This is a genomic window from Streptomyces sp. NPDC107528 (assembly GCF_055639295.1).
This window is the reverse complement of record NZ_JBVKAV010000010.1, coordinates 302,448-318,373: the sequence shown is the minus strand read 5'-3', so window position 1 is coordinate 318,373 and position 15,926 is coordinate 302,448. Positions and strand designations below refer to the sequence as shown.

The window sequence follows — 15,926 nt, the reverse complement described above, 5'->3', positions numbered from 1 at the left end:
AGGCGGGGCCGGCAGCGTCCCCCGGCGGCCGGGCCCGACGATGCGCAGGGGCGGCAGCCGGGGAGCCGCGCGGTCGAACTGGCTGAGGAGGAGAAGCGTCCCGAGGTCGATCATGTGGTCGGAGTGCGGGTGGGTGAGAAACACCCCGCGACGCCGGCCGGAGACAAACCAGCCCGCGCCAAATGCGTGCTCGCTCCCCCGCCGGTGTCGACCGGACAGGCGGCCTCCCCCACGACCACCGCGGTGGCGATTCCACTCCGCGGTGCGTCGCTGTCGTGGCGAGGCCACCACCGAGGGCCTCCGGCAGTCTGCGCTGACTTACGGGTGTGCGTGTCGTCCTCTTCCCGGTCCGGCGCCGCGTATTTGATCCGCAGTGCGACAGAGGGGAGTTGAGTGGGACCGGATCGGCCGGCATCAGCGGCGCGATCCGGTCCCTCGTCGCATCAGCGATCCGCGCTAGGCGCTCTTGGGGTCCGGGCCGTACTGATTGCGACCCGACGTCCCTTCGAGGACGTCGAAGACGAACAGCACGATGCCGGCGAGCGGGATCAGGCCGATCAGCAGCCACCAACCCGCGCGGTCGGTGTCGTGCAGGCGCCGGACCGAGACGGCCAGGGTCGGGATGAAGGAGAAGAGGACATAGACGATGGTCAGCCACAGTCCCCAGCCGAGGACGGCGTCGGCAACGCCGGCCACCAGGACGGCCAGGCTGTGGAACAGGACAAACATCCAGAATTCCGCGCGCCGGGCGCGGCCGGAGAATGTGGCGTACTTCTTCAGAGCAGTGAGATACCAGTTCATGAATTCTCCACGAAGGGAATGAGCGCCGGAAAAGGTGAATGCCGTGCGCGCTTCGGGGACGCCGGTTACCCGTTCCGGGCAGGGGGAATGACAAGGAAACCCCCGAGCGGATCGAACAACTGCACGCTAACAGCGGGCACTGACAGTCCGGCCGTTCATCTCTCGCCGCCCAGCATCTCACCGTGCGAAATCGGGCGATTTATCTCGGCAGTACGGGAAAACGAGAACCGTAGATCTTATACAGTCCCGGGCGGAGAACGCGCGTGAGTAATTGAAATGCGCATCGGAAGTGAGTGTTGCTGATTCCGGCGATACCGCGTGGCTTCGGCCCAGCCGAAGCCCCCGCAGGTCAGGGGCCGCTCACGGCGCAAGGTCGCACATGAACCGGGCAAGTGCGCAGCACGTTCGGGAACTTTGCGCGCGCCGGCTCAGCCGAACTGCACGGACCGCTTGGCCAGACCGTTCCAGAATCCGTCGATCACCGTCCTCTGTGTGTCCAGCGCGCCGTCCGCCTCCGCCGCACCCATGGCCACGAACAGCGGGGCGAAGTGCGCGGGTGCGCGGGTGCGCGTAGCGGCCGGCCGGGGCCTTGTCGAGGAAGTCCAGCAGTGCGTCCCAGTCGCGGGACTCCAGCGCCTGTCTGCCCCAGTCGTCGAACTCGTGGGACCAGCTGGGCACTCCCGCGTGGCGCAGGGCGGCCAGATTGTGGGTGAAGAAACCGGAGCCCACGATGAGCACCCCCTCGTCGCGCAGAGGGGCGAGCTTGCGACCGATGTCCATCAGACGCGAGGGGTCGAGGGTGGGCATGGAGATCTGCAGGACAGGGATGTCGGCGGCGGGGAACATCTCGACGAGGGGAACGTAGGCGCCGTGGTCGGGGCCGCGGTCGGGGAAGTCCTGCACCGGTGTTCCGGCGGCGCGCAGCAGCTTGCGCACGGACTCGGCCGGCTCAGGTGCGCCGGGAGCGGCGTACCGCACCCGGTAGTAGTGCTCGGGAAAGCCCGAGAAGTCGTAGACGAGCGGGACGGTTCTCACCGCGCCCAGCGCGAGCGGGGCCTCCTCCCAGTGGGCGGAGACCATGAGGATCGCCCTGGCGCGGGGCAAGGCTGTGGACCAGGCGGCGAGTTCACCGGGCCAGACGGGGTCGTCGGCGAGGGGCGGCGCGCCGTGACTGAGGAACAGGGCGGGCATGCGGTTCGGTACGACGGCCGACGCGTCCGGCGTCTCCGGCGTCTCCGGCGTCTCCGGCGTGACAGCAGACATGACTTACTCCAGGAACAAGGCGTTGGGTGGCAGCCTCCCGGGAGCGAGGAGGCTGCCACCACAGGGCCGGTCAGTCGCTGGTCAGCATGGACCGGCCACTCTTGGTGTCAGCCGCGGGGACTTCCTCCTGGAGGACGTCCCAGTGCTCGGCGAGCTTGCCGTCCTCGATGCGGAAGATGTCCACGGCCACCAGGGGCTTGGCCGCGTAACCGGTGTAACGCCCGTGGATGGCCACGTACTCACCGCCGTCGATGACGACCCCCGGCTCGTAGCGGAAGTCCTCCCCCAGGCTCGCCACGACGCCGGCGATGTGGTCACGGCCATCCACCATGTCGGGGTTGTGCTGACGGTAGTCCTCGCTCCAGTAGCGCTCGACGACGCTGGTGTCACGGTTGACGAAGAGAGCCGTCATCGCATCCAGAACAAGCCTGCCGTTGGCGGACATCTGTCGCTCCTTGCATCGGTGTTCATCGCTGGAGGTCATGCGGCACGAACCGCTCCGGGCCCGGCCGCGTCCACCATCCTCAGGGCGCCCGACACCGGCCACCATGGACTGGCATCGCAGTCGTATGGAACTTTGTGCGCAGGGGAGTTGGGGGACCGACCTCACGCCGCCCGCGGTGTCCATGGCACGTTGAGCGCCCTGGGCGCGTGGGGCGCTGCTGGAGGGCCGGCCGTTGATCCACCTGTCCAAGCTGGACCTGCACCACCACTCCCTGAGCGAGTCGGTGGCCGAGCGGGTCCGGCAGCAGCTGACGCCCCACGGTGTCCAGGTCGACCTGGGCGCGGGCATCGCGGACCGGCCCGAGGACGCGGACGAGGGCCGTCGCTGCACAGCGGTGGCGGAGTGACAGGTTCCCGGCGGCAGTCGCCCCGTCCGCTCGCGGTCGCGGGCGTGCCGGGCGACCGCCGGGTCGGGCTGTTCCTGGCCGCGCGGCGGTCCGCGGCCTGCCCCAGGCGCGTGTCGTGCCGGACCTGGACCGGCCACTAGGGGAAGTCCCCGTTCCTGTGGCGCGCCGAGCATGGTCTGGTGAGGAGCGCCGCCGAAGCGGATGAAAATAATTATCCGCACATCTACACAACCGGCCACATCATGAAATAAATTTGTGCCGCTCGGTCGGCCGGTTGTGGCCCGCCAGGCTCCAGCCGTCGTGCGTCTCAGCAGTTCTCTGGAGTTCCTATGAAGAAGTCGGGCCTCTCAGCCCTCAGGGCGCCCGCGGCCCCGCGCCGGCCCCTGCGGCGACGGCTCACGGGATGGGCGTTCGTCCTGCCGTTCACGGCGCCGTTCCTGCTCGCCGTGGTCGCCCCGATCCTCTACACCCTCGGCCTGAGCCTCTTCCGGGAGCGCCTCATCGGCGGGGTGTCCTTCGTGGGGCTCGACAACTACCAGGCCCAGCTGAGCGATCCCCGCTTCTGGTCCGCCGTCACCCGGGTCGGCCTCTACCTGCTCGTGCAGGTGCCGCTCATGATGCTCCTCGCGCTGGCCGCCGCCCTGGCGCTCGACAGCGCGAAGCTCTACGCGCCGACCGTCTTCCGGCTCGGCCTCTTCCTCCCCTACGCGGTACCGGGCGTGGTGGCCACACTGCTGTGGGGCTACATCTACGGGGCGCAGTTCGGCCTGGTCGGCGATGTCAGGCAGTACCTGGACATCGCCCTGCCCGACCCCTTGTCGAGCGCTCTGATCCTGCCGTCGATCGGCAACATCGTGCTGTGGCTGTACGTCGGCTACAACATGCTCGTCTTCTACGCCGCGCTCAAGGCCGTACCCGCCGAGATCTTCGAGGCGGCGAAGCTCGACGGAGCCAGGTCCTGGCACGTCATCGCACACATCAAACTGCCGGCCATCCGCTCCACGCTCGCGGTGACCACGATGTTCTCCGTCATCGGCGGCTTCCAGCTCTTCAACGAGCCGAACATCCTGCGCGGCCTGGTGCCCAACGTCATCAGTACCGACTTCACGCCCAACATGTACGCCTACAGCCTGTCGTTCAACGGACAGCAGTACAACGCCGCCGCCACCGTCGCGGTGATCATGGGCGTGGTGACCGGTCTGTTCGCCTTCGTCGTGCAGCGCCGGGGCATGAGAGGAGCGGCGTGATGCTCACCGCCGAGGAAAAGCCCGTCCCCGCCGCCGGGCGAGCGGCCCCCGCCCCCCAGCGCAAGCGGATACCGGCCCGCCGCGGCCGATCCGGCGGCGGAAGCAAGCCTCGCCGCTCGGCCCTGCTGACCGCGCTGATGACGCTTCCGCTGCTGTACAGCCTGATGCCGCTGGTCTGGCTCGCGGTCAACTCCACCAAGTCACGCGACCAGCTCTTCTCCACCTTCGGGCTCTGGTTCGGCGACGACTTCGCCCTCTGGGACAACATCACCGGCGTCCTCACCTACAACGACGGCATCTACCTGCGCTGGCTCGCGAACACCGTGCTGTACGTCGCCATCGGCGCCGTCGGCGCGACGCTCCTGGCCGCGCTCGCCGGGTACGGTCTGGCCAAGTACGACTTCCCCGGCCGGCGTGCCTTCCTGGCCGTCGTGGTGGGAGCCGTCGCCGTGCCCAGCACGGCCCTGGCGGTGCCGGCCTTCCTGCTCTTCGGCGAACTGGGACTGACCAACACGCCCTGGGCGGTGCTGATCCCCCTCCTCGTCACCCCCTTCGGCCTGTTCCTCCTGTACAGCTACGCCAACGAGGCCATCCCGGACGAGATCATCGACGCCGCCCGCGTCGACGGCGCGGGCGACTTCCGCATCTTCTTCACCATCGCGCTGCGGCTGCTCTCCCCGGCCCTCGTCTCCATCTTCCTGCTCGAGGTGGTCAGCGCCTGGAACAACTACTTCCTGCCGCTGATCATGCTCAACGACCCCCAGTGGTTCCCGCTGACCGTGGGTCTCAACCAGTGGAACGCCCAGGCGAACACCGCCGACGGCGAGGTCATCACCCATCTCGTCATCACCGGCTCGCTCCTGACGATCATCCCCCTGGTGATCGTCTTCATCACCCTCCAGCGCTTCTGGCAGTCCGGTCTGGCCGCCGGCAGCACCAAGGGCTGACATCCCGGCGGGCACCCGACTCCGTCCGTAACTCCCCGATTCGAGGACATCCCCATGACAAACAGATCCGGCCTGCTCAGAACCACCGCCGTGCTGCTCGGCGCGGCCCTCACCGCGGTGAGCCTGAGCGCCTGCGGCGGCGGCACCGACAGCGCGACCAAGACGTCGACCCACAGCGAGGCGGACATACGCAAGGCGCTCGACAAGCCGACCACCATCACCGTCTGGAGCTGGTCCGCGAGTCTCCCGGACGTCGCCGAGGCGTTCGAGAAGGAACACCCGAAGATCAAGGTCAAGGTCGAGAACGTCGGCACCGGCCCGGAGCAGTACACCAAACTGCAGAACGCCATCAAGGCGGGCGACGGCGGGCCCGACCTGGCCACCGTCGAGTACAGCGCCGTCCCGCAGTTCGCGATGCCCGGTTCGCTGGTCGATCTGAGCGCCTTCGGCTTCGACGCCCTGGAGAAGGAGTTCACGCAGGCCACCTGGGACTCCGTCCAGATCGACGGCGGCCTGTACGAGCTTCCGCTCAACGCGGGCCCGATGGCGCTGTTCTACAACAAGAAGGTCTTCGACAAGTACGACATCGACGTGCCGGCCACCTGGGACGAGTACATCGCTGCGGCCCGCAAGCTGCACGCCGCCGACCCGGACACCTACATCGCCGCCGACGAGGGCAACGCCGGGCTCACGCAGAGCCTCATCTCGGCGTCGGGCGGCCGGCCGTTCGGCGTGCAGGGCGACAAGGTGACCATCGACCTCAAGGACGCGGGCACCAAGAAGTACGCGTCCATGTACCAAAAGCTCCTCGACGACAAGCTCCTGTCGCCGGTCGCCGGCTGGAGCCCGGAGTGGTACAAGGGCCTGGCGAAGGGCAACATCGCGACGCTGCTGTCCGGAGCCTGGATGAGCGGCACGCTCAAGTCCGGAGTGGCCGACGCCGCCGGTGACTGGCGGGTGGCCCCCCTGCCCAGCTTTGACGGGAAGCCGGCGAGCTCCGTCAACGGCGGTGGCAGCCTCGCCCTGATGAAGCAGAGCAAGAACCAGCTCGCCGCCGCGGCGTTCCTGCGCTACGCGAGCACCGGCAAGGGCGCCGACATCGCGCAGAAGTCCGGCTCGTTCCCGGCCCGGGCAGAGGTCCTGCAGTCCGAGGCGTTCCTCGGGCAGAAGGACGAGTACTTCGGCGGCCAGGAAGTGAACCGCGTCTTCACCGACTCCCTCGCCGACGTGCGGCCCGGCTGGCAGTACCTGCCCTACGACGTGTACGCCACCAGCATCTTCAATGACAAGGTGGGCAAGGCGTTCACCGGCTCCATGAAGCTCCAGGACGGCTTGAACGCCTGGCAGGAGGAGCTGGTCCGCTACGGCGGGGAACAAGGCTTCACCATCGGCTGAGCAGGCATAACCTGTCAGTCCTGTCGAGAGCAGCGTGGAGGAGGGCGACCGTGTTCGCGTCACCGTGGGAGAGCAGCCCGTGAGCCAAGACCCGAACTCGGCCGAGGACGCCGCCGCGTCCGCGCGGGGACGGCGCACCGAGGGGGTGAGCGAGGCCAGTCCGCTGGAGTTGCTGCGCTCGGCGCTGTCCGGGCTCACCGGTGCCAAGCTGCGTGTCGCCGAGGTGATTCTGCGCGATCCCGCGGTCGCCGGCCGCAGCTCCATCACCTGGCTCGCGGAGCAGGCCCACACCTCGGCGGCGACCATCACCCGCCTGTCCACCGCCCTGGGTTTCGACGGATTCCCGGAGCTGCGCGCCGCCCTCGCCCGGGAGCACGGGCGCGATGTGCAGGCGGGCTGGGAGAAGGACATCGGTTCCGCCATCACCCCGCAGGACCCGCCGTCGAAGGTCCTCAGCACCCTGGCGGCCAATCAGTTCAGTGCGGCACGCAACGCCATGGCGTCGGTGGACCTCGACGCCATGGCCCGGCTGGCGGACCGCATCGCCGCGGCCGGCCGTGTGCAGCTCTTCGGCGAGTGGGGCGACGCCCCGCCGGCCCAGGAGCTGTATCTGCGGCTGTTCCGCATCGGCATCCCCGTCTGGTTCGGCGAGGGCTCCTACTTCGCCCAGGTCGGCGCGAGCCTGCTCACGCCGGGAGACGTGGCACTGGTGGTCTCCCGTTCCGGCGAGGGGGACGCCCCCTTGCGGTTCGTCGAGGTGGCCCGCGACCACGGAGCACTGACCGCGCTGATCACCGGCGACCCGGCCTCGCCCCTCGCCGAGGCGGTCGACGTGGTGCTGCACACCGGCACGGGCACCGGCAACTCCTGGACGGACTACTTCGCCGGCCGGTCGAGCGACTCCCTGGTGGGCGCCCTGCTGTGGGCGCTGGTCGCCCAGCGCGTTCCCGACCGGATCTACGACCGGATGAGCCGCGGCGAGGAGCCCGGGGGTTCTCCCCGTGGCCAGGACTTCTTCAACGACACGATGCACTGACCCGCCCCCGTGGCCCTGTGCCAGAACCGGACGGACGAACATCCATGCCTGAACTGACCATCGTCGACGACGATTTCCGCATCGGCGACGAGCCGCTGCAGATCATCTCCGGCAGCCTGCACTACTTCCGTATCCACCCCGAGCAGTGGGCCGACCGGCTGCACAAGGCCCGCCTGATGGGCCTGAACACGGTCGATGTCTATGTGCCGTGGAACCTCCACCAGCCGCACCGCGACGGCCCGCTCCTCCTGGACGGGGGCCTCGACCTCCCCCGCTTCCTGGACCTGGCCGCGGCCGAAGGCCTTCACGTGCTGCTCCGGCCCGGTCCCTACATCTGCGCGGAGTGGGAGGCCGGCGGCCTGCCGTCCTGGCTGCTCACCGATCCCGACATCCGGCTGCGCACCTGCGACCCGCGCTATCTGGAGCCGGTGGCACGGTACTTCGCCCCGCTGCTGGCCCTGGTGCGCCCCCACCTCGCGACGCAGGGCGGCCCGGTGATCGCCGTCCAGGTCGAGAACGAGTACGGCGCCTCGGGACTGGGCGACACCGCCTACCTCGAACGGCTCGTCACCATGCTCCGCAAGGGTGGCGTCGATGTGCCGCTGTTCACCTCCGACCAGGCGGACGACCTCGCCGACGGCGGTCTGCCGGGCGTCCTGAGGACCGTCAACTTCAGTGGCGACGCCACGACGAAGCTCCGCACACTGCGCAAGCACCAGCCCTCCGGCCCCCTCATGTGCGCCGAGTTCTGGTCGGGCTGGTTCGACCACTGGGGCGGCGGGCACGGCACCCGTCCGGCCGCCGACAAGGCCGCCACGCTCGACGAGATCCTGTCGTGCGGAGCGTCCGTCAACATCTACATGCTGCACGGCGGCACCAACTTCGGCTTCACCAACGGCGCCAACGACAAGGGCCACTACCGGCCCACCGTCACCTCCTACGACTACGACTCGCCGCTCGACGAGGCCGGTGACCCCACCGAGAAGTTCTGGCTCTTCCGCGACACCATCGCCAAGTACGCGCCCCTGCCCGCGGATCCGGTGCCCCCGGCCGGCCGGAAGCTCGACCTGCACGGCATCCGCATGACCGAGCGCGCGTCGCTGCTGACCCAGGCGGTCCGGCTCGGCGCCCCGCAGCGTGCCGACCGGCCGCTCACCATGGAGGAGCTGGGGCAGGACTTCGGGTTCGTGCTGTACGAGACGGTGCTCCCTGCCGAGGGCCCCGGCACGCTGCGGCTGTCCGGAGTGCGCGACCGGGCGCAGGTGTTCGTCGACGGGCAGCCCGTCGGCACACTGGAGCGCGAGAACCACGAGACGGCCCTCAGCCTGAGGTCACCGGCTCCCCACAGCCGGCTCACGCTCCTCGTCGAGAACCAGGGACGCGTCAACTACGGTCCCGGCCTGCGGGACTGGAAGGGGCTCGCGGGACCGGTCTCCTTCAACGGCGAGGACCTGACCGACTGGACCACCACTCCCCTGCCGCTGACCACCCTTGAGGACGTGCCGTTCGGCGACGGGATCGTCGAAGCCGGTCCGGCGTTCCACCGGGGCACATTCGAGGTGCGCAGCCCCGCCGACGCGTTCCTGCATCTGCCCGGCTGGAGCAAGGGCAACGCCTGGATCAACGGCTTCGCCCTCGGCCGCTACTGGTCCAGGGGTCCGCAGCGGTCGCTGTACGTCCCGGGACCCGTACTGCGCCAGGGCGTGAACGAGATCGTGGTGCTCGAACTGCACGGGGTGCACACGCCGGTGGTCCATCTGCGGGACCGCCCCGACCTGGGCCCCGCGGAGTAACCGGGCCGCCGCTCATAGGGCAAATTTTTTGCAGCGTTCGGGCGCGAATACCCGTAGAGCGGTAGTGAATTTCATCGATCCTCACAGAGCGCATCCGCGCGGAGAAAGAGAGCAGACATGCAGCGGCTATCGGTCGAGACCGACGTCACCGTCGTGGGGGGAGGCCTCGCGGGTGTGGCGGCCGCCATCGGTGCGGCCCGGACCGGTGCCAGAGTGGCCCTGATCAACAACCGCCCCGTCCTCGGCGGCAACGCCAGCAGCGAGATCCGCGTGTGGGTGTGCGGCGCCACCGCGCACGGCGCCCAGAAATTCGCCCGCGAGACCGGTGTCATGGGCGAGTTGTTCCGGGAGAACCAGTACCGCAACCCGGAGGGCAACCCCTTCCTTTGGGACCAGGTCGTGCACGACGCCGTCCGCGCCGAGCCGAACATCCGGCTCTACCTCAACACCGATGTGCGTGAGGTGGAGGCCGACGGTCCCGACGCCGAGCGCGCGGTGCGCGCCGTCACCGGCTGGCAGATGGGCTCGGAGCGGATCATCCGCTTCACCTCGCCGGTCTTCGTCGACGCCACCGGCGACGGGCTCGTCGGGGCGCTCGCGGGTGCCTGGTACCGCACGGGACGCGAGGCGGCGCACGAGTACGGGGAGGAGTGGGCGCCGGGCCTGGCCGACTCGGAGATGCTGGGCAGCACGATGTTCTTCTACACGAAGGACACCGGGGAGCCGGTGCGCTTCGTACCGCCCTCCATCACCAAGGACATCTCGGCCACCTCGATCGTGCGCAACCGCCCCATCCGGACGACCGCCAACGGCTGCGACTACTGGTGGATCGAGTACGGCGGGGACCGCGACGCCGTCGCCGACCACGAGGAGATCCGCGACGAACTGTGGGCCGTGATCTACGGCATCTGGGACCACATCAAGAACTCCGGGAAGTTCGACGCGGACACCCTGACCCTGGAGTGGGTCGGTTCCGTGCCGGGCAAGCGGGAGTACCGGCGCTTCGTCGGCGACCACGTGCTCACCCAGCAGGACATCATCGAGCAGCGGCGCTTCCCCGACGCCGTCGGCTTCGGCGGCTGGTCCATCGACCTGCATCCGGCCGGCGGCATGTACGCCGAGGAGGACGGCTCCAAGCACCTGTTCGCGGCGGGGCTGTACCACATTCCGTTCCGCAGCCTGTACTCGCGCAACGTCGGCAATCTCCTCCTGGCGGGCCGGGACATCTCCGCCACCCATGTCGCGTTCGGCACCACCCGGGTCATGGCCACCTGCGCGGTCACGGGCGAGGCCGCGGGAACGGCGGCGGCCCTGTGTGTCCGTGACGGCCTGAGCCCCCGGCAACTGGCCGACGACCACATCGACCTGCTCCAGCAGACCCTGCTGCGGCACGACGCCTCGCTGCTCGGCGTCGGATGGCACGACCCGGCCGACCTCGCCCGGACCGCGGAGGTCACAGCCTCCAGCCGGCTGGGAGCGCCGTCCGTGCGGCCCCGCCCCGGCGAGGAGACCAGCAGGTTCTCCCTCGACGGCCGGGACGTGGGCATCCTTCTCCCGGTCGAGCCGGCCGTGGAGTTCGTGGAAGTTCTCCTGGAGGCGACCGGGGCCGCGGGGGTACGACTGGAACTGTGGTCGACCGGCGGCGGCGAGAACCACATTCCCGTCGAGAAGCTGGACGAGGCGACGGTCGGGATCGACCCGGGCACGCACTGGGTACGTGCGCCGTTCGCCCACAAGGCCCCGGACGGGGAGAACGTGGTCGTCCTGGTCCGGCGCGACCCCGCGCTGTCCCTCGTCGTCGTCGACCGGCCGGGGCCCTACGGGGTGCTCGGCCTGGTGAGCCGCACACCGCGCACCGTCACCGAGCGGCCGCAGTCCAACGCCTGGTCCGCCGAGGAACTGCGGCGGCGCTGCCCCGTCGTCGCGGTGGGGGGCGAGAGCACCGCGTATGCCCCCGGCCAGGTGACCGGGCCGCTGCAACGCCCGTACCACGGCCCGCGCATGTGGTCGTCCGAGTCGCTCGCCACCGACCCGAGGCCGTGGATCCGGCTCGACTGGGAGGAGGCACGGGAGATCGGCTCGTTCGACCTCGTCCTCAACGACGACGTCGACATCGACCTGGTGAACCTGCACCACCACCGCACGCCGTTCCCGGTCATGCCCGAACTGATCCGCGACTACCGGGTGGAGGCGCTCGTCGGCGGCGCCTGGCACACCCTCGTCGCCGTCCGGGACAACCGTGAACGCCGCCGCTCCCATGTGCTCGGGGAACCGGTTCGGGCCACGGCCCTGCGGCTGACCGCCGACGCCACCAACGGATCGGAGTGGGCCACCGTGGTCGGTGTGCGCGTCTTCGCCGCGCAGCGGTGAACGACGGCGTCCGCACCCGAGCGGTCCGCGAACGTCCCCTCTCATCGCAGCGAGGGAGAGCCCGATGGCTGACCGAAGACGTGACGCGCGCATCTCGATGACGCTGGGCCTCCTCACGCGGCGCGGGGAAGTGCGGGTGCGGCTGCTGCCCGCCGTTCTCCGCGTCTCCGAGGCCACGGTCCGCCGGGACCTCGCCGTGATGGAGGAGAGGGGGCTCATCCGGCGGTCGTACGGAAAGATCACCGCGGTCCGCCCCGGCGCCGAACTCCCGGTCGGCCTGCGCCGCTCGCACCATGTCGAAGCGAAGCGCCGCATCGGTGCCCTGGCCTGCGCGCTGATCCCGCGCCGCCCGCTCACCGTGGCGCTCGGCGGCGGCAGCACCGTCGGCTTCGTCGCACGGAGCCTGGCCGGCCGTTCGGGTCTCACCGTCGTCACCAACGGCCTTGAGACAGCAGGTTCCCTGATGACCCGTCAGCTGGTCGAGGTCGTGCTGACCGGCGGTACGGCGAGGCCGCTGTCCGACGATCTCGTGGGCATGGCCGCCGTGAAGACGCTGCGCTCCTACCGGTTCGACTACGCGGTGGTGGGCGCCGACGGCATCAGCCCTGACGCCGGCCTGACCCGCTTCAGCCCGCACGCCGCGGAGATCGACCGGGTCATGCTGGAGCGGGCGGAGCACGTGATCGTCGTCGTCGACAGTTCCAAGTTCGGCCGGGTGCGCAAGGCGGCGATCGCGGGCCTGGACGCCGTCGACACCGTGGTCACCGACTCCCTGGTGGCCCCGGAGACGGTGGCCGCGCTGCGCGGGCGCGGAGTCCGCGCCACGGTGGTGAGGGTGCCGCCGGGATGAGCTCCGCCGCACGAGCGGACGGCTCGGGAGGGCCGCGGGCGAGCCGCAATCACGCACCGGGTTTGAGCGGTTCGGTGGCCGGGACCGGAGCTTGCCCGTCCTCAGAGGTCCACCGCGCAGCGGAAGCCGCAGTTGCCGGTGCTGGAGTCCGGGGTGTTGGCCGTACGGGCGGCCACCCGGTAGCGGTTGCAGTAGGAGTCGTGGCAGAGGTAGGAGCCGCCGCGCATGACCCGTCGGTCGCCCTCTCCGGGGCCTCGCGGGTCGGTGCTCGCGGCGGCCTCGTGGATCGCGGTGAACCGGTCGGCGACCCACTCCCAGACGTTGCCCACCATGTTGAACAGGCCGTACGCGTTGGGCCGGTAGGTGTCGGCCGGGGCGGTGCCCACATGTCCGTCCTCAGCCGTGTTGACCACGGGGAATTCACCCTGCCAGATGTTGCAGCGCCAGCGGCCGCGCGGGGTGAGTTCATCACCCCACGGGTAGCGGGCCTGGTCGAGACCGCCGCGCGCCGCGTACTCCCACTCGGCCTCGGTCGGCAGTCGCTTGCCCGCCCACGCGGCATAGGCCCGGGCATCGTCCCAGGTCACATGGACGACGGGGTGCCGGGCCCGGCCGTCGACTGCCGACCCGGGGCCCTCGGGCGCCCGCCAGGAGGCACCCGCCACGCCCCGCCACCACGGAGTGCCGGCCGCGCTCCGAGTGGCCCGCACCCGCTCGGGCGTGAGGAAGCCCGCGAAGACGTAGGACCAGCCCGACCGCTCGGCGGCAGTGACATGGCCCGTGTCCTTGACGAAGGCGGCGAACTGGGCGTTGGTCACAGCTGTCTCGTCCATGCGGAACGGCGAGACGGTGACCTGGCGCACCGGCCCCTCGCCGTCACCGGAGTTGGCGTGCGCGTCCTCGTTGCCCATGCGGAACGTGCCGCCCGGCAGCTTCACCGTTCCCGCGCCGGACGCTCTGCGGCCCCGCGGGACGGCGGGCGGCGCCGCGGGTGGTGCTTCCCCGCCCCGGGCGGGGGCGCAGCACATGTCAAGACCCCTGCCGGATGTCGGTGCGGACTCGTGTGCGGTCAATGGACACCTCCTGTTCGTACACGGAACATCAGACCTCAACACGGAGCTCTCCGAAAGTCCACGAAACCCACACCGCCAGGAGCCGTCATGCCCAATCGTCGCCAGTTCCTCGCCGGTTCAGCCGCGGCGCTGACCCTTGCCTCACTGCCCGCGACGCGCGCCGCGGCCGCCCCGGTCGCAGCCGCCGGCCGCGCCCCGAACATCGTCCTGGTCCTCGCGGACGACCTCGGCTGGAGCGAGCTGGGCTCCTACGGCCAGAGCCTCATCGCCACACCGAGAATCGACGAACTGGCGGCGCAGGGCCTGCGCTTCACCCGGGCCTACGCCACGGCGGCGGTCTGCGCACCCTCACGCTGCTCGCTGCTGACCGGCCTGCACACCGGGCACGCCGCCGTACGCCAGAACCCCTTCAGCGGCCCGCAGGGTTCACTCGGTGACGGCGACACCACTTTCGCCGAGGTGCTGCGCTCACGCGGCTACCGCACGGCCTGCATCGGCAAGTGGGGCTTCGGACCGGACCTGGCCGACCAGCCGAGCCACCCCAACGCCCGCGGCTTCGAGGAGTTCTACGGCTACATCAACCACGGGCACGCCCACGAGTACTACCCGTCCTACCTGTGGCACAACGGCGAGAAGGCAGACATCCCAGAGAACGCGAACGGCGCCCGGGGCAAGTACGCGCCCGACCTCATGGAGCAGCGCGCACTGGAATTCATCGACGCCCACGCCGCCGAGCCGTTCCTGCTGTTCCTCACCCCCACTCTTCCGCACGCGCCTTCGGACATCCCGAACACCGGCCCGTACGCCGGCAAGCCCTGGTCGGATGCGGACAAGAAGCACGCCGCCCAGGTCACCCGCCTCGACACGCTCGTCGGCAAGGTCGTGGACCGCCTGGAGGCGCTCGGCATCGGCGAGGACACCCTGGTCCTCGTCTCCAGCGACAACGGCCCGCACCAGGAAGGCGGCGTCAACCCGGACACCTTCGACGCGAACGGCCCCTTGCGCGGCATCAAGCGCAACCTCTACGAGGGCGGAGTGCGCGTCCCGCTCATCGCCCGGCAGCCGGGCAAGGTCCGGGTGGGCACCACCGACCGCCCCACTCCGCTGACCGACCTGCTGCCCACCTTCGCCCAGCTGGGCGGCGCGCCGGCCCCCAGGGACATCGACGGCATGTCCGTGGTCCCCCTGTTCACCAGCACGAACGTGCAGTGGCACGATCACCTGTACTGGATGCGCAACGACCCGTACACCACCAGCCTCTCCAACCAGGCGGACGGCGGCCGCGGGAACCGGCTCGCGGAGGCCGTCCGCAAGGGCCCGCTGAAGGCGGTCCGCTTCGCACCGGCACGTGACCGTTCGGCGCCGGACTCCCAGTGGCACTTCGAGCTGTACGACCTGGCTACGGACCCGGGCGAGAAGACGAACATCGCGGCCTCGCGTCCCGCGGACGTCGCGGCGCTCACGGCGCTGATGCGTTCCTCCTGGGCGGACACCTCCGCACGCCGGCCACACGGACTGTCCCTGAAGGGACCCGGATTCGTGACGCGCGCAGGGGCCTTCACGGTGCGCGCCACCCTCGGCAACGCGTCCTCCTCCGCCTGGACCAACCCCGGTGTCACGCTCACCGTGCCGACGGGCTGGCAGTACCGCGCGACCACCCCCACGACGCAGGCCCAGCTCGCCGCCGGTGGCTCCCTCACCGTGTCCTTCGAAGTGACACCACCCTCGACCGCGGCCCTGGACACGCCGTTCACCGTGCGCGCCGACGCCACGGCGGTCTACGGCGGCAACACCGTGCGATTCAGCGACCGGGACCCGGTCGAGGTGATCGCCACGGTGCCCGCGCCGCCCGCCGCCGACTCCTATGTGAGCGACCTGGATTGGGTGCGGGCGTCCAATGGGTGGGGCCCGGTCGAACGGAACCGCAGCAACGGCAAGCAGGGCGCCGGAGACGGTCCCGCCATCAGTCTCGCCGGGACCACTTACGCCAAGGGCCTGGGAGTGCACGCCCCCTCGGAGGTCGTCTACTACCTGGGCGGGAAGGCGACGCGGTTCACCGCGCTCGTGGGCATCGACGACTACTCCGCCCAGATGTCCGACGCCGGCGGCGTCCGCGCCACCGTGTTCGGTGACGCGGCCCAGCTCTTCGACAGCCTTGCGCTGACTGCCGCCGGCGGACCGAAGAAGGTCGACGTGGACGTCACGGGCGTGCAGGTGCTCCGGCTGGTCGTTGAGGACGCCAACGGCAACGGCTCCTACGACCACACGTCCTGGGCGTCGGCCCACGTCAAGGTCTGACC

The 15,926-nt window shown here is 70.1% G+C and carries 12 protein-coding genes and 1 pseudogene; 9 read left to right on the top strand and 4 right to left on the bottom strand.

What is annotated here, in order from left to right:
- Nucleotides 1-456 precede the first annotated feature (456 nt).
- The 3 genes and pseudogenes from ACZ7L5_RS30825 to ACZ7L5_RS30815 form a co-directional block, all read right to left on the bottom strand.
- Nucleotides 457-801 (bottom strand): DUF805 domain-containing protein, encoded by a 345-nt coding sequence (locus tag ACZ7L5_RS30825; protein WP_471520681.1) that lies wholly within the window; start codon nt 799-801, stop codon nt 457-459.
- 428 nt (nt 802-1,229) lie between these two features.
- Nucleotides 1,230-1,992: pseudogene (locus ACZ7L5_RS30820) on the bottom strand (dioxygenase family protein).
- 142 nt (nt 1,993-2,134) lie between these two features.
- Nucleotides 2,135-2,509 (bottom strand): nuclear transport factor 2 family protein, encoded by a 375-nt coding sequence (locus ACZ7L5_RS30815; protein ID WP_471520679.1) that lies wholly within the window; start codon nt 2,507-2,509, stop codon nt 2,135-2,137.
- 232 nt (nt 2,510-2,741) lie between these two features.
- Between ACZ7L5_RS30815 and ACZ7L5_RS30810 the strand changes: the two genes are divergently transcribed.
- The 8 genes from ACZ7L5_RS30810 to ACZ7L5_RS30775 all read left to right on the top strand — a co-directional run bounded on the left by ACZ7L5_RS30810 (nt 2,742) and on the right by ACZ7L5_RS30775 (nt 12,553).
- Nucleotides 2,742-2,915 carry a hypothetical protein gene (locus ACZ7L5_RS30810; protein WP_471520678.1) on the top strand — a complete coding sequence of 58 codons (174 nt, stop codon included), beginning with the start codon at nt 2,742-2,744 and terminating at the stop codon, nt 2,913-2,915.
- Between the two features lie 329 nt (nt 2,916-3,244).
- Nucleotides 3,245-4,162 carry a carbohydrate ABC transporter permease gene (locus ACZ7L5_RS30805; RefSeq protein WP_471520676.1) on the top strand — a complete coding sequence of 306 codons (918 nt, stop codon included), beginning with the start codon at nt 3,245-3,247 and terminating at the stop codon, nt 4,160-4,162.
- On the top strand, nt 4,162-5,109 hold the full coding sequence (locus tag ACZ7L5_RS30800) for a carbohydrate ABC transporter permease (RefSeq protein ID WP_471520674.1): 948 nt from the start codon (nt 4,162-4,164) through the stop codon (nt 5,107-5,109). Before ACZ7L5_RS30805 ends, ACZ7L5_RS30800 begins: the two co-directional genes overlap by 1 nt.
- A gap of 54 nt (nt 5,110-5,163) precedes the next feature.
- The gene (locus ACZ7L5_RS30795; RefSeq protein WP_471520673.1) at nt 5,164-6,504 is read left to right on the top strand and encodes an ABC transporter substrate-binding protein; all 1,341 of its coding nucleotides are present in this window, start codon (nt 5,164-5,166) and stop codon (nt 6,502-6,504) included.
- A 79-nt stretch (nt 6,505-6,583) separates the two neighbouring features.
- Nucleotides 6,584-7,540 (top strand): MurR/RpiR family transcriptional regulator, encoded by a 957-nt coding sequence (locus ACZ7L5_RS30790; RefSeq protein WP_471520671.1) that lies wholly within the window; start codon nt 6,584-6,586, stop codon nt 7,538-7,540.
- Between the two features lie 44 nt (nt 7,541-7,584).
- Nucleotides 7,585-9,333, top strand: a complete 1,749-nt coding sequence (locus ACZ7L5_RS30785; protein WP_471520669.1) for a glycoside hydrolase family 35 protein — start codon at nt 7,585-7,587, stop codon at nt 9,331-9,333.
- 117 nt (nt 9,334-9,450) lie between these two features.
- The gene (locus tag ACZ7L5_RS30780; RefSeq protein ID WP_471520667.1) at nt 9,451-11,703 is read left to right on the top strand and encodes an FAD-dependent oxidoreductase; all 2,253 of its coding nucleotides are present in this window, start codon (nt 9,451-9,453) and stop codon (nt 11,701-11,703) included.
- A gap of 64 nt (nt 11,704-11,767) precedes the next feature.
- Complete coding sequence (locus ACZ7L5_RS30775) at nt 11,768-12,553, top strand: DeoR/GlpR family DNA-binding transcription regulator (RefSeq protein ID WP_471520665.1); 786 nt, start codon at nt 11,768-11,770, stop codon at nt 12,551-12,553.
- Nucleotides 12,554-12,654: 101 nt separating this feature from the next.
- Here ACZ7L5_RS30775 and ACZ7L5_RS30770 read toward each other — a convergent pair whose 3' ends face one another.
- Nucleotides 12,655-13,581 (bottom strand): formylglycine-generating enzyme family protein, encoded by a 927-nt coding sequence (locus tag ACZ7L5_RS30770; RefSeq protein ID WP_471520664.1) that lies wholly within the window; start codon nt 13,579-13,581, stop codon nt 12,655-12,657.
- A 132-nt stretch (nt 13,582-13,713) separates the two neighbouring features.
- On the opposite strand from ACZ7L5_RS30770, the gene ACZ7L5_RS30765 reads away from it, so the two are divergent.
- Nucleotides 13,714-15,924, top strand: coding sequence for a sulfatase-like hydrolase/transferase (locus ACZ7L5_RS30765; protein ID WP_471520662.1), 2,211 nt, complete (start codon nt 13,714-13,716; stop codon nt 15,922-15,924).
- Nucleotides 15,925-15,926: the final 2 nt, after the last annotated feature.